This is a genomic window from Paenibacillus dendrobii (genome assembly GCF_009807035.1).
Lineage (GTDB): Bacteria > Bacillota > Bacilli > Paenibacillales > Paenibacillaceae > Paenibacillus_AQ > Paenibacillus_AQ dendrobii.
On the sequence record NZ_WUBI01000001.1, the window covers coordinates 420,425 to 439,320 of the forward strand.

20 protein-coding genes are annotated in these 18,896 nt (G+C 46.4%); 14 read left to right on the forward strand and 6 right to left on the reverse strand.

What is annotated here, in order from left to right; all coding sequences use genetic code 11:
- Position 1: 1 nt before the first annotated feature.
- A complete protein-coding gene (locus GRF59_RS01770) occupies positions 2-694 on the forward strand; it encodes a cyclic nucleotide-binding domain-containing protein (RefSeq protein WP_160495955.1) in 693 nt (230 codons plus the stop codon).
- Between the two features lie 128 nt (positions 695-822).
- Here the strand turns inward: GRF59_RS01770 and GRF59_RS01775 are convergent, their stop codons facing one another.
- From GRF59_RS01775 to GRF59_RS01785, 3 genes are all read right to left on the reverse strand, one after another.
- Positions 823-1,443: a diadenylate cyclase gene (locus GRF59_RS01775; RefSeq protein ID WP_160495956.1), complete on the reverse strand. Its 621-nt coding sequence runs from the start codon at positions 1,441-1,443 to the stop codon at positions 823-825.
- Between the two features lie 49 nt (positions 1,444-1,492).
- On the reverse strand, positions 1,493-2,113 hold the full coding sequence (cdaS, locus tag GRF59_RS01780; RefSeq protein WP_160495957.1) for a sporulation-specific diadenylate cyclase CdaS: 621 nt from the start codon (positions 2,111-2,113) through the stop codon (positions 1,493-1,495).
- Positions 2,114-2,312: 199 nt separating this feature from the next.
- Complete coding sequence (locus GRF59_RS01785; protein ID WP_160495958.1) at positions 2,313-2,852, reverse strand: NADPH-dependent FMN reductase; 540 nt, start codon at positions 2,850-2,852, stop codon at positions 2,313-2,315.
- 422 nt (positions 2,853-3,274) lie between these two features.
- Between GRF59_RS01785 and GRF59_RS01790 the strand changes: the two genes are divergently transcribed.
- The 11 genes from GRF59_RS01790 (at position 3,275) to GRF59_RS01835 (ending at position 14,272) form a co-directional block, all read left to right on the forward strand.
- On the forward strand, positions 3,275-4,177 hold the full coding sequence (locus GRF59_RS01790) for a tyrosine-type recombinase/integrase (RefSeq protein ID WP_160498071.1): 903 nt from the start codon (positions 3,275-3,277) through the stop codon (positions 4,175-4,177).
- Positions 4,178-4,252: 75 nt separating this feature from the next.
- The gene (locus tag GRF59_RS30205) at positions 4,253-4,399 is read left to right on the forward strand and encodes a hypothetical protein (protein ID WP_423802943.1); all 147 of its coding nucleotides are present in this window, start codon (positions 4,253-4,255) and stop codon (positions 4,397-4,399) included.
- 26 nt (positions 4,400-4,425) lie between these two features.
- Entirely contained in the window at positions 4,426-5,103 is a 678-nt protein-coding gene (locus GRF59_RS01800; protein ID WP_160495959.1) for an SOS response-associated peptidase, read from the forward strand.
- A 291-nt stretch (positions 5,104-5,394) separates the two neighbouring features.
- Complete coding sequence (locus GRF59_RS01805; RefSeq protein ID WP_160495960.1) at positions 5,395-6,000, forward strand: nitroreductase family protein; 606 nt, start codon at positions 5,395-5,397, stop codon at positions 5,998-6,000.
- A 214-nt stretch (positions 6,001-6,214) separates the two neighbouring features.
- Positions 6,215-7,618 carry a branched-chain amino acid transporter BcaP gene (bcaP, locus tag GRF59_RS01810; protein ID WP_160495961.1) on the forward strand — a complete coding sequence of 468 codons (1,404 nt, stop codon included), beginning with the start codon at positions 6,215-6,217 and terminating at the stop codon, positions 7,616-7,618.
- A 158-nt stretch (positions 7,619-7,776) separates the two neighbouring features.
- Complete coding sequence (locus tag GRF59_RS01815) at positions 7,777-9,069, forward strand: VPS10 domain-containing protein (protein WP_160495962.1); 1,293 nt, start codon at positions 7,777-7,779, stop codon at positions 9,067-9,069.
- 167 nt (positions 9,070-9,236) lie between these two features.
- Entirely contained in the window at positions 9,237-9,413 is a 177-nt protein-coding gene (locus tag GRF59_RS29290) for a hypothetical protein (protein ID WP_202128465.1), read from the forward strand.
- Between the two features lie 148 nt (positions 9,414-9,561).
- Positions 9,562-9,999, forward strand: coding sequence for a DUF2500 domain-containing protein (locus GRF59_RS01820; RefSeq protein WP_160495963.1), 438 nt, complete (start codon positions 9,562-9,564; stop codon positions 9,997-9,999).
- A gap of 133 nt (positions 10,000-10,132) precedes the next feature.
- Complete coding sequence (locus GRF59_RS01825; RefSeq protein WP_160495964.1) at positions 10,133-10,882, forward strand: SDR family NAD(P)-dependent oxidoreductase; 750 nt, start codon at positions 10,133-10,135, stop codon at positions 10,880-10,882.
- 325 nt (positions 10,883-11,207) lie between these two features.
- The gene (locus tag GRF59_RS01830) at positions 11,208-12,998 is read left to right on the forward strand and encodes a hypothetical protein (protein ID WP_160495965.1); all 1,791 of its coding nucleotides are present in this window, start codon (positions 11,208-11,210) and stop codon (positions 12,996-12,998) included.
- 167 nt (positions 12,999-13,165) lie between these two features.
- Positions 13,166-14,272: a hypothetical protein gene (locus tag GRF59_RS01835; RefSeq protein ID WP_160495966.1), complete on the forward strand. Its 1,107-nt coding sequence runs from the start codon at positions 13,166-13,168 to the stop codon at positions 14,270-14,272.
- An 89-nt stretch (positions 14,273-14,361) separates the two neighbouring features.
- Here GRF59_RS01835 and GRF59_RS01840 read toward each other — a convergent pair whose 3' ends face one another.
- The 3 genes from GRF59_RS01840 to GRF59_RS01850 all read right to left on the reverse strand — a co-directional run bounded on the left by GRF59_RS01840 (position 14,362) and on the right by GRF59_RS01850 (position 17,644).
- Positions 14,362-15,738, reverse strand: coding sequence for an ABC transporter substrate-binding protein (locus GRF59_RS01840; RefSeq protein ID WP_160495967.1), 1,377 nt, complete (start codon positions 15,736-15,738; stop codon positions 14,362-14,364).
- A gap of 134 nt (positions 15,739-15,872) precedes the next feature.
- Complete coding sequence (locus GRF59_RS01845) at positions 15,873-16,691, reverse strand: carbohydrate ABC transporter permease (RefSeq protein ID WP_423802944.1); 819 nt, start codon at positions 16,689-16,691, stop codon at positions 15,873-15,875.
- Between the two features lie 2 nt (positions 16,692-16,693).
- Positions 16,694-17,644 (reverse strand): carbohydrate ABC transporter permease, encoded by a 951-nt coding sequence (locus GRF59_RS01850; RefSeq protein ID WP_160495969.1) that lies wholly within the window; start codon positions 17,642-17,644, stop codon positions 16,694-16,696.
- A 234-nt stretch (positions 17,645-17,878) separates the two neighbouring features.
- Here GRF59_RS01850 and GRF59_RS01855 point away from each other — a divergent pair, with 234 nt between their 5' ends.
- Both GRF59_RS01855 and gerQ read left to right on the forward strand, forming a co-directional pair.
- Positions 17,879-18,301: a cell wall hydrolase gene (locus GRF59_RS01855; RefSeq protein ID WP_160495970.1), complete on the forward strand. Its 423-nt coding sequence runs from the start codon at positions 17,879-17,881 to the stop codon at positions 18,299-18,301.
- A gap of 96 nt (positions 18,302-18,397) precedes the next feature.
- Positions 18,398-18,865, forward strand: a complete 468-nt coding sequence (gerQ, locus tag GRF59_RS01860) for a spore coat protein GerQ (protein ID WP_202128466.1) — start codon at positions 18,398-18,400, stop codon at positions 18,863-18,865.
- The last annotated feature ends 31 nt before the right edge of the window (positions 18,866-18,896 follow it).

The following is an 18,896-nucleotide window of genomic DNA, read 5'->3' on the forward strand; positions in this document are numbered from 1 at the left end:
CATGAAAATGATTCGCGACACCGATCTCCTGCAAACCCAAATACAGCAATTCGATATGATGAGTCTATTTACTTCTCCAAACGGCATCCCTTTTGAACTCCGATGTTATGAGCAAGATGAGCTTATACTCCAAGAAGGAGAGCGGATGGATGCCATCTTGTTTCTCGTGGAAGGTAAGGTGAAAATCTCATCCAGCGTGCAAACAGGTAAAGCGCTGCTGCTCCTTTTTTGCGAGCCCTTTGCGATTATGGGCGATATTGAGCTCATTCAAAAAGTCACGGTACAATCGCAGGTTGAAGCCGTCGAGCGCGTCTATTGCGTCGCAATTCCCTTTACTTACATATATGATCATCTTATCGGTGACCCGAAGTTTTTGATGTCATTGCTTACACATGTCACCTATAAACTTCAGACCTGCACAACGGCTTCCCGCGTGAATTTATTAGCCTCAGTCGAAAACCGCTTTGCGAGTTATTTGCTGACCACCCTGCAGGAGGAAAATGAATTCGGCAAAGAAATCCGGACGAACAACACTCAGGAGATCGCGGATTTAATCGGCACGACCTCCAGGCATTTAAACCGGGTTATTCTGAAACTGTCAGATCAAGGCCTCATCCGCAAGGTAGGGGATGCCATCCAGGTCGTAGATGAGAGTCGGCTAACTGAAATCTCGCATGGTCTTCGGTATGAGTAAATGAACATAGGATGAAATGAAAACAAAATAAGCCCAGCCGGATAAACGGACTGGACAGGTAACATAATCGGGATTTCTCATCGGATTTCTATGGTGCACACGACTGGATGGGGAAGAGGCATTACGCTTTAAAGGGAGTTCGTTGAAAAAGGAAACATAGTTCCATTCAAACAAAACAACGTCGATTTGTCTTTGGAAATGAGCAAAATTAACGCATCGCACAGTTCTGATAGTCCAAGGGCCGAAAGCTCGCGAATATCGAAGAAGCGATCCCAAAAGATTTGGCTTGATACCGGCAGCACATTCGATGCGGACACCACCATGTCGGATTGAATGAGTATCGCTCCCTGAGATAGTGGGCTTTCCGGATGAAAGATGGACTCGATCAGTTGGCTTGAAATTTTGGCGTTTATGGGCGTCCCGTCTTTGATCAGAGGGGCTACAGGATCGTTTTTTTCAATCACGATCAGCGCTTGTTGACCTTTCAAACTCATCTTATGTATCGAACGGGAGATCTCCTTGCTATGATCCGAATATTCGGCTAACAGGCAGTTCAAAAAATAAGTGGAAGTGATGGATTCGAGTTCAGACAAACCTTTGGAAATCTCCTCGATATCATTCAAAATTTGAATTTCATTTTGTTCCAGCGTAGCGATATCCTGTTCCAGGATGGTTGAGATATGCGCAAGCTTGTCCGTCAGATCGTTTCGTAACAATGGATAATCTCCGGTACAGTAATTTTTATCCATTCTTGAATATCACTCCTAAAAGCATGGTAGTTTCCTGTTGGGATAGGATTCATGTTGGAACTTGAAAAGTATAAATCGACCCATGGTACGCAAAGGATTCTTTGCCTGTCTCTTCGGATACGACAAAAATTAATGCATCCGATTTCTCTGATAAACCGATGGCCGCACGATGACGGGTTCCTAATTTAACATGCTTATAGGTTTTGCGAGTGAGCGGGAGAATGTTCGCTGCCGAATAAATGATATCATTCTGAATCAGAACCGCTCCATCATGGAGTGGGGTGCCCACATGAAAAATGGAGTCCAATAGCAAGCTTGAAATTTCTGCGGAAAGGGGGATGCCTTTCGTGATCAGATCCTCAATCGGATCTTGCCTTTGAATGACGATCAGTGCACCTTTACGTTTGGAGCTTAACTGCCGTACGGCGCTGAAAATGACATTGCATTTATTGGTGTAGGGAGCCAGTAAGCGATTTAAATGATATGTAGACGCCACATTTGCCATATCCGTCACTTTTTTCGAAAGTGCTTTAAGATCCTTTAGAATATCGATGTCTTCTTGATCCAAGGAGGAGATTAAAGTATGGACATCCTTGGATATGCTTACCAGCCGCGTTTTGATTTCATGCATTTGCGGAGTTAGATCTTTGCATTGCTCTTCCGATTCCATATGATGCCCTCCTTATCTCCCTATAGTTATTCCCACGAATGGATACAATTATCGGAACAAAAAGCAATCCCTCAAAGGGGCAATACCCCGAAGTCCACTCAGATACTTGGCCGGGATCCCGGAAATTTATAAATCTAAATGAAAAAAGAGCCGCCCGAACGTCATGAACATGACGATCAAGGCAGCTCTTATTCGAATCTTAGCGAAGGACTTTCAAAGCACCGCTCCAAGCGAGTACTTGGTCAAGCATTCCATTAATATTGATGAGATGAAGATCCGCCGGCTTGAAAACCGTGCCGTTCTCAAAATCAGTGAACAACGATAGCGCTGGATGAACGCGGACGTCCGCAACGGACAATTCTCCCAAAATACCGCGCAGATGCTCTGCGGCACGTGCACCACCTACTGAACCATAGCTTACGATCCCGGCAGCTTTATTGTTCCAGGCGTCACGCGCGTAATCCAGTGCGTTTTTGAGGGAAGCGGTGATGCTGTGGTTGTACTCTTGCACGATGAATACGAAACCGTCCAAACCTGCAAGTTTGGTATTCCAAGCTGTCGCCTGTTCTGTAGCATCGGATTCTCCGAATAGCGGAAGTTTATACTCGGCGATATCTACGATTTCATAATTCGCGTCTCCGCGCGCATCGGCGATTTGTTTCACCCATTCACCGACTTGTGGGCTCAAGCGACCTTGGCGGGTGCTACCCAGGATAATGCCGATATTTAATTTGGACATCGTAATTTCCTCCTCGACGAATCTCATGATTAAGTAGGTTGCTGTAATCATAATAATAACAGTTAGTATGCTTTGTCAATCAACTTACGAAAAGTTTGTTATAAAATTATTTTATAGGTGATACATTCTCTTATTCTGTAACGACTCTGGCAAGAGAACGAGTATTCAGGCACTTCTTTTTTTCCAAGAGATGGGCGATTGTGTTACAATAAAAACACCTTAAAAAACTGCGCATAACATAAATTATGCGCAGTTTTCATTCTAAACGATTTTTTTGGTCCTTTATGTCGAGTTATACAGCCCTGATGATGGGCAATTCATCCTAATTATTGTTATATATCGTAAAAAATGTGTGTTGAGATATGGATGTCTATTTATACGGTATATTCTGTTTTCGGGGAGGGAATTCCAGCTTGAAAGAAATGAATGACAACTTTGAGGAGTACACGGATGCTTTTTTAATCTGGATGAAGGATGCGGGGTTTACGTCGTATACGCAAAAATCCTATCTCGGGGATGTGCAGCAGTTTCTGGTATCGATCGGAGACAAAAGATTGGAACAAGTCAAAAAGATCCATGTCATGTCTTACTTGTCTTCTGTCAGGGAGCAGGGGGTGAGTGATACAACGCGGAACCGGAAGCATGCGGCGGTGAATTGTTTTTTTAAGGCATTGATCGAGCTCGAAATGGCGAATGCCAATCCGGCAGCGGGCATTAAGAAATCCAAGACGGAAAAGAACCGCACACCCGTGTATTTGGATGAGAATCAACTGCCTCGCTTTCTTGAAAGCGTAGAAGGAAAATATCGATCAAGGAATCTGGCCGTTTTTTTACTGATGGCTTATATGGGTCTTCGCGTTGGGGAGGTTCATACGTTGAACCTGACTGATTATAATCGGGAGCGGCACACGCTTGATGTGTTCGGCAAAGGCAGGAAGTGGCGAACGCTTCCGGTACCGACAGCGGTAGGCGTCATGCTGGAGCGGGCCATCGATGAGCGGATCACGCCTTGGCGCAAAAAGGAAGATGCGTTTTTCATATCGCAAAAAGGACAACGTTTGTCTATTCGCAACATCCAGCAAATCGCCGCGGACACGTTTGATCGCTATCAATCGGATTTGCCGGAGCGTCAGCGACTGCCGTATTCCAGCCATAAGCTCCGCCATTCTTTTGCTACCATGCTGCTTCGCAAGGGCGCGGATCTTCGAACGGTGCAGGAACTGCTCGGCCATTCGTCGATTCAGACCACAACGGTTTATACGCACGTGACGAGCCGGGAGAAGGAAGAGGCGATATCACGGCTTGAGGTTATTCTTCCGTTCTAATTTACCTACTTTATCTCAACAAAGGGTGCAGACAAGTCTTATAAGCATCATCAGACCTTGGATGAAGAAGAATATATGAGCAGCCAGATCAAAAAGTTTCTCGACGGAGAATTCTCCCGGATTGCCAAGCGCAAAGATGGAATAAGAAACCGAGGAATAACCGGAAGAAGAAGCAGAATAGGGCCAGCTATGCATAATTTTCCTCCTTTAAGCGAACATTAACGTCACATAGAGGAGGGTGATGCTGCATGTGCCAGCGTTATTCAATGACGGCCGACCTGCCGGTCGTGCTGGAGCATTTTCAAGTTGACCGTGTGATGTACTATTACAAGAACCGTTACAATATCAGTCCGACCCAATCGGCTCCGGTATTGCTTCAGCAGAACGGCGAGCGGGTGCTGGATGAGTTCCGCTGGGGATTCATTCCCTACTGGGGAAAGGATGCGGTCAATGCCGACCTGCAGACTGTCAAAGAGAACCCGTCCTACCGGAAAATGATTGAACGGCAGCGCTGCGTCATTCCGTGCAACGGGCTATACTATTGGAAAAAAGAAGGCAAGAAAATGCATCCGGTGCGCGTCGTGTTGAAAAATCGCGAGATGTTCGGCGTGGCAGGGCTGTATGAAATTTGGAGAGACTACAAGGGGGATCCCCTTCGGACCTGTACGCTCGTGATGACGGATGCCAATCGTCTCATCGGCAATTTTGAGGAAACGCGCATGCCGGCCATTCTGCCGCAGGATGCTATTAAAGACTGGCTGAACGAGGAAAACACGGCTTTTCATTCGTTAAGCTCGCTCCTTCAGACCTATTCCGATAGCGATATGGATTTTTATCCGGTTACGCCGCTGATCGGCAATGACGATCATGATGACTCGGAATGTATCCGGGAAATGGACTTGCGGACCGCCTGGGTGAAGCAGTAAATCGTATTTCGAACATAATGACCGTATATAATGAAGAAATTCCTTATCATCTACAGCAAGCGGATAGCGCAAAGGCGCGAAGTTTTGCTCATTAGAAAATCAAAACATGTTCATTCAACGGTTCTGTTCGCTCTCCGGAGCGATTGCAGAACCGTTTTTTACTGGAAGCAAATCACACAGGCCAACAAGGCATATTTGAAAAGAAGTGGGGGAGCTTAAGAGCTAGTGGCCTTTGATCAGGTCCTAATTTCAGAAATCATCATTCGCATAGAATACGGAGGTAGTAACCGGATGTCGAACAGCAGCGTAATCGAAGCCCTTAAGCAAAGACGTTCCATTTATGGCATCAGCAAAGAAAATGTTAGTTCCGATGAGCGTATTCAGCAAATCATTGAAGAAACGGTTAAGTACGTTCCTTCTTCCTTCAACTCACAAACCTCCCGCGTCGTTCTGCTGCTTGGGGCAAACCATGACAAGCTGTGGGATCTTACGAAGGAAACGCTTCGCAAGGTCGTCAATAACGAAGAAGCGTTCAAAAATACCGATCAGAAGATCGAATCGTTCAAAAGCGGTTATGGAACGGTACTGTTTCTTGAAGACATGGATATCGTGAAGAACCTACAGGATCAATTTGCACTGTATAAGGATAATTTTCCCGTCTGGTCCAACCAAACTTCAGGCATGATCCAGCTGATTGTGTGGACGTTGCTTGAGCAAGAAGGATTCGGGGCTTCGCTTCAGCACTATAATCCTCTCATTGACGAACAGGTGCAAAAGGAATGGAATCTCCCCTCATCCTGGAAGCTGATTGCCCAAATGCCATTCGGCAAACCGACGGCTCCCGCAGGGGAAAAAGAATTCATGGCAATTGAGCAGCGCGTGAAGGTATTTAAATAGTTCTCGAAGGTCATCTGAAACTCCGATTACATCAGCGTCTAAACCCTCACGGGGAATTAGGCGCTTTTTTGGCGTAAACCATGATGGAATGTGAAAGATTACCAGCGATTGCAGATTGACATTAAAATACATTCGAGTTCATAATGGATACCCTATAAACTAAATAGCTTTAACCGTTTAAAGCGAAAAGAAACAACAACGAGGAGAGAACAACATGGATATTTTTCGTAAAAAAACGGTTGAAAGCGTGGATGAAACGGCTGGAAAGCTCAGAAGAACACTGAGCGCATTAGATTTAACGGCGCTGGGCGTAGGGGCCATCATCGGAACGGGAATCTTCGTCCTGACAGGTGTTGCAGCAGCGGTCCACGCCGGGCCGGGTCTGATGATTTCATTCGTGATTGCGGCGCTGACCTGCGTGCTATCGGCAATCTGTTATTCGGAATTTGCTTCCAGTGTGCCCGTATCGGGGAGTGCATACGCGTATAGTTATGTTGCATTTGGTGAAATCATCGCATGGATTCTGGGCTGGGATTTGATCCTTGAATACGGAGTAGCTGCAGCAGCCGTCGCCAGTGGATGGTCCTCTTATTTTAACGGGTTGTTAGACGGGTTCGGATTGCATCTGCCGGCTGCGCTTTCAGGAGCTTATGATGCTTCGAAAGGTTCGGTTATTAATTTGCCAGCCGTGATCATCATTTATGTGATTACTTATTTGCTGAACAGAGGAATCAAAGAAACCGCAAGATTTAACGGGGTGATGGTCATCGTTAAATTGATTGTCGTATTGCTCTTTATTGGAGTGGGGGCATTTTATGTCAAACCTTCGAATTGGTCACCATTTTTGCCCTTTGGCTTCGGCGGAGTCGTTAACGGGGCGGCAACGGTATTTTTTGCTTACATCGGTTTTGATGCAGTCGCAACAGCCGCGGAAGAAGTGAAAAGACCCCAGCGAGATCTGCCGATCGGCATCATATCATCACTGGCCATCTGCACGGTGCTATATATTACCGTATCGTTGGTGTTGACAGGAATCGTGCCCTACACTTCACTGAACGTCGGAGATCCGGTTGCATTTGCACTCCGATTCGTGGATCAGAATCTGCTTGCCGGACTGATATCCATAGGAGCCATTGCCGGCATGACAACCGTGCTGCTGGTTATGTTGTTTGGAATGACGCGTCTGTTATTCGCGATTTCCCGCGATGGGCTCTTGACAAAGAAACTGTCTAAAGTAAGCGGCAAATCCCAAACACCAACGCAAAGCACTTGGGTTACCGGGACGCTCATCGCGCTTCTGACGGGTTTCGTGCCTCTGAATAAGCTGGCGAATTTGACGAGCATCGGTACATTGTTTGCTTTTGCCGTGGTGTCCGTTGGCATTATTGCTCTGAGGAGAAACGATGCAGGCAAGGTCAAACAAGGGTTTAGGGTACCATGGGTGCCATTTTTGCCGCTGCTGAGCGCTGCTGCATGTGTGTACTTAATGATGAATTTACAGGCTATTACCTGGATTGGCTTTGTGATATGGATGTTGATCGGATTGATTATATACATCGCGTATGGGAAAAAGCATAGCGCTTTGAACAATGTATCCAATATAGATAAATTATCATAACATAATGAAAGTTATGTAAACTTTATGTGCGGATTCTCTTAGCATTTCATTCCTTTCTCCGGCTTGAACTGGCGCTAACCCCTGATTATGTTATATTATTTGAATTGGAGGGTTTTCTTTTGAAGGGACAAGCTGTCCTCAGGAGAGGAGGAACTTGAATGAAATGGTACAAACAGCTTGTAGGAATCACTTTATTATTCAGTGTATTCTTGAGTGCTTGCTCTTCCAGTGAGGAAGAAACCGTAATGCCCGATGCGGCTCCTGCCATTCAGGATTCTGCGGAGGCTACGGCTGATCAGGGGCAGACTCTGACCATGGTCACTCCGGATACCGTTAAGCAAAGCAGCAAGGATTCAGGCAAGTATCAGATTCAAACCAAATTGGCGGATTTCCAGCTCTTAAGCGAGACGAAAGGGATTGCCTGGGGACTTACCCGTAATGAACTCCGGCTATATTTAACAGAGGATAACGGTCAAACGTGGGTGAACATTTCTCCTTCGGCAAATGTGCAGTTTCCGTCTAATCCGCGTTACGGAAAGAATATTTATTTTACGGACCCGATGAACGGCTGGATAGTCCGCGATCCGTCTGGAATGTCTGAAACGATTATTCTTCATACGAACGATGGAGGAGAATCCTGGGATATCGCATCCATCCCCCAAAAGAATAAAATATCCGCTCTTACCTTCAGTTCGCCGCAACGCGGCTGGCTGATGACTTCCGAGGATTCTACTCCCGGCAAAGAGCTCAAGGTACTTTATCGGACGGATGATGGAGGCTCAGCCTGGAAGATCGTGATGCAAAATACAGAATTCAATCCGAATAAATCAAATCTAACCAGTCCAATCCCCCATTTGGGATATATGCTCGGGATCAACTTTGTAGATTCCATGACCGGGTTTGCAGCTGTTCAGGAATTGGGTGAACCGAAGCTCTACCGTACTTCGGATGGAGGGGGAAAATGGACGTCCGGCCCTTCCTTTTTTAACAGGGAGAAATTTAAAAACTGCGTATCCTATGTATCGGACAGTCCGCAATTTTTTGATACGGAACGCAAAAACGGCTGGATATCGATTGGATGCAAGATAGGCGACACGATTAAGTATAACGGTTATTTTACGAACGATAGCGGTGTTACCTGGAACTTTGCCAATTTTGGACTAGCCAAAAGCGAAGGGTTAAATCAGACTCTTAGACCCAACTTTATCAGCCCTACCGAAGGGTGGGCACTCATTGGAAGCTTACTTTACCACACGGTGGATCAAGGTAAAACATGGGGTATCGTATCCGATAACGAGATCATCAAGGATAAACTTCAGGAGTATCCTGAAGTAGTAAAGCTGCAGTTTTCTTCCTCTAAAGTAGGATGGATGCTGGTTCAGAACAATGAGCAAAAAAGTTCACGCCTGCTCCAGACCATTGATGGCGGAGTCACGTGGCGTGTATTATGACAGGGTGGAGAACTCAGGTTCTCCGCTTTTTCTGTTTTATGGTTAATATAGAACGTTAAAATCCTAAAAATTTAAATAAAATGTGAATTAAATCACAATGTACATCCTTGAGGTGTGCTATTCTAAGAGTGTAAGGAGAGCATAAAAAAACAACGGGAGTGAGAATCATGACAAAGGTTACAGAGGACAAAACGACGGAATACCTGCTCCAATTTTGCTACAACTGCGAGCATGCATGTACCTGTGATACAGAAGAGAAATGCAGGGAATGCTGGGGTGCCCAAGGACTTTTGGACAGAGAGCAGGATGAAACGCGTTATTTGCTGGACCAGGTCCATGCGTAAGACCCTGAACGGCTCATCCTGAAACCTCCACAAGCTGAAAAGCGAAGTGGAGGTTTTTTTGTCATTCCTGCTGCATATACATGTTATGAACATGCCCGCTTAAGATCAATCCATCGCCTTAGCCAATGTCAAAAGAGGGGGGAGAAGCATGCCAGGAGAACCGTCATTTTGGATGTTTGACTTCTTCGGTAAAGTCATGCCGATCTTTTTTGTAGTCATTATTGGAATCATCGTTTTGTCTGCCGGCAGAGGATTGTTGCAATGGGGGCGGAATAATAAACAGCCTGTTCTCACCGTGGACTCCCGGATTGTCAGTAAACGCACGGAGATTAAGCAGCATCACCATCATGAACCAAACGATCATATGTCCAGTCATACGAATACGACATATTTTATTACTTTCGAGGTAGAGAGCGGCGACCGCATGGAATTTAATGTAGACGGGCAGCAGTACGGGATATGTGCCGAGGGTGATTCCGGGAAGCTCACGTTTCAGGGAACCCGGTTCAAAGGATTTGAACGGAATATGCGTATTGCGCGGGAAGTACAGTCTGCAACCCGCTATCGCGATTATGAACGATTCTAGTTATTACCGAATCTTTGACCACATCCTTCAGGATGTGGTCTTTCTGTTATTCATGAAATGTAAATGTTTCTTGATTAGAGACACCGGGTGAATTTAAAGTAGAGACAGCGGATTTGAACAAGGAGGAATGGAAATGTCTTATGAAAATCTTGTTGTTGTCGTTACCGGAGCTGCGCAGGGCATTGGTTTGGGAGTAGCCAAGGCTTTTGCCGAAAAAGGTGCTTTGCTGGTCATGAGTGACGTGAATGAAGAACAAGGAGCCGCATCCGCGGCGGAAATCAGGAATGAAGGGGGACAGGCGATCTTTATTCCCTGTGATGTCCGCCAAGAGGAAGAGATTAAGCAATTAATGAAATCTGCCGAGGAGGAATACGGTAAAATTGATGTTCTGATTAACAATGCGGGTATATCCCGCTGGAAATCTCCCTATGAACTAACAGCTCAGGAATGGGATGATATTATAAATACCAATGTGCGAAGCTGTTTTCTTGCGACACGTGAAGCTGCACGCTACATGAAAAAGCAAGGCGGATCCGGTGCGGTTATTAATATGGCGTCTACGCGTGCCCTGATGTCTGAACCGGATACTGAAGCTTACGCAGCCTCCAAGGGAGCCATTGTGGCGCTTACCCATGCCATGGCCGTATCGCTTGGTACGGATGGAATCCGGGTGAACTGTATCAGTCCGGGATGGATCGAAACGAAGCAATATGAATCCCTGAAGCCGGCGGACCATGAGCAGCATCCTGCCGGGAGAGTTGGAAGACCGAATGATATCGCAAAGGCTTGCCTGTATTTGGCAGATCCGGACAATACCTTCGTAACCGGGACACATCTGGTGGTCGATGGCGGGATGACCCGCAAAATGATTTACGAACCGTAACTTTACTCCTGAGCAGTTGGCACTAAAGCCTTCCATAATTTCTCTATCACGATTGAATAGGATAAATATTCCAAATGGGGAATAGTTCCTTTTGTGCAGTGCGGCGTTTCGAAAATGGAGGTGAGACCGTCCTATAAGGACATGGGCTCATCTCTTTTTTTTAGATCAATGCTATAATAACTCCGTTTACGATATAAATTGAGCTAAAACAAATGCGCGAATCTCAATATATCAAAAAGAAATGAGATGAGCACTGCACATCATTTTGGCTCTTTTTATAGAATTGAGGGCTGCCTAAGTCCTCGCATAGGAATGGAGGGAAATTATGATTGTCAAAAATTCTCGATGGCTTGCAGGTTTGTTATTTGTGGCCGCTGCGCTTCTGGTGGGTTTTCAGTCACCCGCGCATGGAGTCAAAGCGACCTGGGTGTGGCAAACCGAAATGATCGAGGATGGTGGAGTAAAGCTGCTTGATTTTGCCCAGCAGGAAGGCATTAATCTAATCTACTTGCAAATCAATCGGGATTTACCTAATGCAACCTATGAAACGTTTATACAGCATGCACACGAGGAGAAAATCGCTGTTCATGCTTTGGGGGGCGATCCTGGGTGGGCACTGGAGGAACATCGGGAACGAATGCTCGGACTTGCAGATTGGACGATCAATTACAATGCCAGCGTGCCGGAGGAAAACCGGTTCGACGGCATCCATCTCGATATAGAACCATATGTCCTCCCCCAGTGGGAGACGGATCAGAGTGCAGTCATCACATCCTGGGAGAACAACTTGAAGGCTTTTCTCGACAAGACTTCCGGCAGCTCGCTGGAACTCGGAATCGACATTCCTTTTTGGTTTGACCAAACCCTAACTTCAGAGGGAGGCAGCTTGAACGAATGGCTGATGAATTCCTATGATCATGTGACTGTGCTCGCATACCGCAATGAAGTGGATTCCGAGCATGGTATCATTACACTTTCGCAGGATGAACTCGAACTTGCCGACAGGCTGGGCAAACAAGTCCTGGTGGCCGTCAACACCAAGGAAATGCCTGGTGAAGCATATACAAGCTTTTATGGACGCGGGAAAGAACAGATGGATGAATCTTTGAACAGATTATCAGGACAACTGAGTTCATATTCATCATTTGCGGGACTTGCCGTTCATGATTTCCGTAATTGGGAGAACATGCCTGGCGACAGCGGGGGAGAAGGTTCCGACCCGGGTGGGGAGACGCCTGGATCAAAACCTGATCCGGACCCGGATCCGGGCCCGGGAGCGGGTGATAGGGTCCCGGATGCAGATCCGGTCATCCGGGATCAAACCGTCAGAGGCACCTATATATGGGAAGCAAATGAAGTACTGCAGAACAGTCAGGAAATACTCGATTTTGCCAAAGAAAAGAAGCTAAACTGGTTGTATGTCCGACTAGATCTGCAGCAGCCATTCAGTGCTTACAGGTCATTTGTTAAACAAGCCTCTGCGGCAGGAATAGAAGTACATGCCATGGGAGGCCATCCCATCTGGGCTCTGCAGGAAAACCGGACGAAAATGCTCAAATTGGTCAAGTACGTTAAAGAATATAACCGCGCTGCCGAGGGAGACGAGCGCTTTCACGGCATTCACCTGGACATCGAGCCATATGTGCTGCCAGAATGGAAAGCAGATCCCGATGGGGTTATCTCACAGTGGACATCCAACTTGGATGCGTTCGTCACGGAGCTGAAAAAGGACTCCAGCTTGCAGGCTAGCATGGATCTCGCGGTTTGGTTGGATAAATACAAGGTCCCAGGCGAAGATATATCGCTTAGCAAATGGATGATCGATCGCATGGATCATGTGTCATTAATGGCTTTCCGTGATAGTGCCAACGGTTCCAATGGTATTGTCAGCGTATCGAAGGAAGAAATCGCCTTTGCGGATGAACTCGGCAAACCGATCCTAATCTCTGTGGAGATGAAGGAGAGCCATGAAGGAAACCATATTACCTTTTTTGAAGAGGGAGAGGAGTACATGGAGGGGGAATTGGCGAAGCTGCCTGATCTGCTGAAGGATTCCTCATCTTATACCGGTAATGTAGTGCATGCTTATAATTATTGGAAAAATGCCAAACCCTAAGTAATTTGGAAGAAAGATTAATAGCCCCTGCCACCTCCATTGGAGATGGTTAGGGGTTGTTTTTATTATCCTTAGAGCCTTCGGCCAGCTGGGCATTCACACAGAAAAGAGAGCGTGCATAACATAAAGTGTTAGCAAGTGAGGATGATGAAGGAGCGTGAATTCGAATGGCAGGTCAAGTTAAGCATTATTTTGCACGTGGTAATACAGCTGAGGGGTTATATACGCTGTATGACTCCGTGTTAAGTGGCTTGGACACCGTATTCGTGATCAACGGGCGGAGTGGATCGGGAACGTCTGAGCTGCTCGGCAAGTTGGCAGAAGCATGGAGAGATAACGTCTGGACCAAGCACTATATACATGAAACGCTGGATAACGAACGGCTTGAAGGGATTATTCTGGAGGAAGCACGAATTGGAATCGTAGACGGAAATGCTTGGAGCGCGGATCCGGTACTGGATGGAACGGAAATTCGTATTGTGGACATAAGCGAGGCTCTCCGCAGTGAGATTTTGGAAGAAGCGGAAGCAGGAACGGTGGAGCAAGAGCAGGAAATGGCCGGACTTTATAAAAATGCGTATGAATCTTTCTTAAGAACACTCCGCATACACGACGAATGGGAGAAGTTCTACATCGATAATCTGGATCGGGAAGCAGCGAACCGTATTACCTCTGATTTTGCGGATGAATATCTGATTCCTGTACGTTCCAAAGGGGCGAAAATTACCCGGCGTTTCTTGGGTGCTGCAACATGGCAGGGGGCAGTTGATTACGTTCCCAATCTAACGGACTCGTTAAGAACGCGTATTTTTGTGAAGGGACGTCCGGGCTCGGGTAAATCCACCATGTTCAAAAAGCTGGCAAAGGAAGCGGAAACAAGAGGTATTGATACGGAAATTTACCACTGCGGCTTTGATCCGAACAGTCTGGATATGCTCATTTTTCCGGAGCTAAGTCTGGCGATCTTCGACAGCACAGCTCCGCATGAGCATTTTCCTAGCCGCGAAGGCGATCGCATTCTCGACGTGTATGAATTGGCGATCAAAGAAGGTACAGATGAGGCATTTGCCGATGAAATTGCAGAAATCCGCGCCAGATATACTTCCTTTATGAAAAATTCTATCGCTTTGTTATCCGATGTGAAACGGATCCGTGATGAGGTATGGGAAGAATATGACGCCGCTATGGATCCGAAATCATTAAAGGTTCTTGCAAGCTTGATCATCAATCAGATTGATGAATTGACGAATACAAGTGCTTTAACAGAAGAATAATTGACATAACACCAGTTATGTTAACTTAATTTGCATAAAATAAAACACCCCTTTTTGAAATGGATGAAAAGGGGTGTTAGAGATGCTGTTTATTTGCTAACCGTTTTATTGTATTCTTCGATTTTACTTGTAATGGCTTTGGCAGCATCATCCAGCGCTTGTTTGGATGATTTTTTGTTGTTCAGGACTTCCTCGATTGCCGTTTCCGTCAGTTGTCTGGCTTCAGGGAACACGCCCATCACGGCTCCTTGCGTCGCAAGGCTTGGAGTCGTTTGGTGAAGCTGATCCACAGCGGTTTGGAACTGAGGATATTTAGTCATATTTTCTTTAACGATTGGCTCGTCATATGCCTTTTGCGTGATCGGGAAGTAACCTGTGTTGATGTGCCACTCGGCTTGGGATTTGGGTTCAGCCAAGAACTTTATGAATTCCCAAGCGGCTTTTTGCTCAGCTTCTGGACGGTTATTCAGAATCCAGTTACTAGCTCCGCCTACAATGACACCGCCTTTGACATTCGCGTCTGCTTTAGGCAGGAAGCCTGTACCGACTTCGAACTTGCCTTCGGCAGATTTAACAATACTGCGCAGGGATGCGGTGGAATCCAGAGTCATGGCGATTTGGCCGGCAGCAAAAGCTTTGGAGGTATCATCGGTTTTGCGCCCCAAATTAAGCATGGATTTCTCCTCGACCATTCTCTTCCACCAGTCCAGCGTCTTAACACCGGCATCGCTTCCTAGAAGGGAAGAGGTGGCTGCTTGCGTGCGTCCATTGCCGTTGTCGAGAAGCTCGGCCCCTTGATTGGCAAACAGCTGCTCCATGAACCAGCCATAGATGGCAAATGAACCGCCTGCTTGTCCGGACTTGGTCAGTTTCTTGGCAGCTTCGGCAACCTCTTCATAGGTCGCTGGAGGCTTTTCGGGATCAAGCCCAGCTGCTTTAAAAGCATCTTTGTTGTAGTAAAGAATAGGGTTTGAAGTATTAAAAGGCATGGAGTAGAGCTTGTTATCGAATGTATAGTAGTTCAGAATATTAGGTTCGAGCCTGGAAGTATCATATTTGTCTGCATCAATAAATTGCTGAACCGGCGTAATCGCCTTGCTGTCGATCATGAAGCGGCTGCCGATTTCGTAGACCTGGATCAGGGAGGGACCGCTATCAGAGCCCAGAGAAGCTTTAAGCTTATTCAAGCTTTCGTCGTATTTTCCTTGATATTCCGCTTGTACGACAATATCTTTATGCTCGGCATTAAACTCATCGACCAATTGCTGGGCCGCTTTGCCGACATCCCCGCTCATGGAATGCCACCAGACCACTTTGACCGGTTCTTCTTGTTTGGATGAAGTTTCCGGAGCTGCAGAAGCAGTGTCCTCTTGGGTAGGCGAGCCGTTTGAGCCGCAGCCCGCGGCGACCAGCATCATGCAGGACAGCAGGAGCATGGCCAATGTTTTCTTTCCAAATGGTTTCATTTTTTCTCTTCTCTCCCTTTTGATTTATTGATTTTTATGATGAAATTACAAGCTGCCGCGACAAGCGGAGTCTGTAATGACAACACGAATAACAATGCTGAGAATTAAATTAATAACTTTAATCATTAATGTTATTAACCTTTTAATGCTCCAGCCGTAATGCCGCGAACCAAAGGTTTCAGACCTGCAATCAACAGAATAAGCGAAGGAAGAAGCATGATGACAATACCGGCCATCACCACATTCCAGGCAGTTACTTCCTCAAATTGGAGCATGCCGATGCCAATCTGCACCGTACGCATGCTTTCTTTATTCGTGATTAAGAGCGGCCACAAATAATTGCTCCAGTTGGTCAGAAACGAATATACGGCGAGCGTAGCCAATGACGGCGTGGACAGCGGCAGAACCAATTGAATGAAAGTACGGATTTGTCCGCAACCATCGACTTTCGCGGCTTCGAAAAGCTCCTTCGGAAGTTGAAGAAAGTATTGTCTTAGAAGGAACGTTCCGAACGCAGAGGCCAGAAAAGGTACGATCAAGCCTTGATAGGAATCAAGCCAGTGCCAGCTTCGGACAGTAAGGTAATTAGGAATCATCGTGACTTCCCATGGAATCATCATGGTGGACAGGAATAGTGAAAAGATCATGGCTTTACCCGGAAATCGCAGAAAAGCGAAAGCATATGCAGCCATGCTGGCCGTGATTAATTGCCCCACCATAATGGCGGCGGAAACGACAAAACTATTCGTTATAAACCGAATGACGGGAACCGTCTCCACCACTTGAAGAAAGTTGTCCCAATGCATTCCGGATGGGATCAGCTTTGGAGGATACGTAGCCGATTCGGCGCTGCTCATAAAAGCGGATGATAAGGTAAAAAGAAGGGGAAAGAGTATCAGTAGCGCAGCAACACTCAACAGGACATAAAGGATGGTCTGATTGACAGCTCGAATGCTCACTGGTAATGCACCTTCTTTTCGCCGAATTTAAATTGGACAATCGTCAGCAGCGTAATCAGCACGAACAGGATCAAAGCCTGCGCACTGCCGATACCAAACCGGTAATTGATAAACGCATCCTGGTAGATGTTGTACACGAGCACATCGGTACTGTTCATAGGCCCGCCTTTGGTCAGAATATTAATTTGGGCGAAGGATTGAAATGCACTGATGATCGATACGACTCCGATGAAAAACAGTGAAGGAGAGATTAAAGGAAGCGTAATGCGGAAAAAGGTACGAAATGGACCTGAACCGTCTATTTTGGAGCTCTCGTACAGATCCTCCGGCACGCTTTGCATGCCGCTCAGCATGACAATGTAGTTAAATCCGAGGTTGAGCCATACAGTCATCAAAGCCACGGACAGCAACGCCCATTTGGGATCGGTCAACCAGGCGATGGGGGAAATCCCGATGAGACTTAGAGCATAATTGAGGATACTTAAGGTTGGATGGTACAACACCATCCAGATGATGGAACCAGTACCTACGGATACGGCCATCGGCAGAGAGAAGAAGAATTGAAACAGCTTAGTGAGCCTAAGTTTCGGAATCGAAATGGCAGCCAGCAAGAGTGCGGCGACGACGCCGGTCGGTACGGTGAGAAGTATGAATTTGACTGTAATCCACAGGCTGTTGTAAAAAACTTCAGAGGTCAGGATATTTGTAAAATTGTCTGCTCCTGCGAAGGAAGCGACTCTGCCTTGCGGGTCTGTTAAAAACATACTAAGGTAGACGGATTTGAGCAGCGGAAAAAAGAGGAATATTCCGAACAGGATCAACGAAGGTGCCAAAAAGAAATAGGCTAAAGCTCTTTCCTTCCAGCGGCTTGTCCGAAGCGAAGCAATGCCTTCCTGTCGGGAACTTTCCCGCGGGAGCGGGGAAACAAGTGAAATGTTTTTCTCCATGGGGATGAACGACCTCGCTTTACGGATGAATGTTTATCAATCGTCATCAGTATAAGGTCCAGGTGTTTTGGGGGAGTCAGACGGGTGTAAAGCTTTCATTCCATTTTAGTCAAATTGTCAAGAGAGCATAAATTCTGTCGCAATAAAGTACAAGTATGCAAGATTTGTTGTCACTCAACTGGGCGAATGCACATACACTTATAATGAAAATCAATCATGCAGGGAGGTAGGATCTTGGCTGTTATCAAAACGAACTCGGAGCAAACCAGACTGCTCGCTCGTTTGATGAGGGCTGAAGCCGAGGGAGAAGGAAATCTTGGCATGCTGATGGTTGGAAACGTCGGTGTGAACCGTATCTTGGGAAATTGTTTGGATTTCAACAATATCCGCAGTATTCAGGATATGGTCTTCCAAAGTCCAGGCGGTTTTGAAGCCCCGCAGAAGGGGTATTTCTATCAAAAGGCTAGGGATTCGGATATCAGGCTCGCACAACGCGCCATCAATGGCGAACGGTATTGGCCGGCTTCGAATGCATTATGGTTTTTCCGTCCCACAGCCGAATGCCCGGCAACCTGGTATAACCAGGAGAATACGGGACGGTTTAAGGCACATTGCTTCTTTAGTCCCACGAGTGCGGATTGCCCGAATGTATACTGAGTAAAACCATGTTTCATTGGAATGGAAAGACGTATGAAACACACCTTAATTACGTAAGTTTGATTGGAAACGTACTTATAAGGAGGTTTTTAACGAATGATGCCTCAACATTTTCGCCCGGCCAGTTATAATATGGGAAATGGATATCCTGGTATATCCGGTGGCGGCATGGGCATGCCTGGAAGCATGACGATGGGAAGCATGGGCGGCCAGGGGACGATCCCTCCGCAAGTGACCAGCGGCAGTCCGATGGGTCCAATGGGGACGGTTGTGCAAGCCCCGCCACAGCAGCAATTCGAGCAATCCTACATCGAGAATATCCTGCGACTGAATCTGGGTAAGACGGGAACCTTTTACATGACCTATGAAAATAACTCCCAGTGGAATGCAAAAATATTCACCGGCGTGATTGAAGCCGCAGGTCGCGATCACATTATTATCTCCGAAAGATCGACTGGCCAGCGCATTATTTTGCTGACGCTCAATCTGGATTACATTACATTTAACGAACCGCTGATTTACCAATATCCAGGTGTTATCGGAAATCCTGGACAGGGACGTTAACAACATAGTTCACAGCATTAATAAATAATTT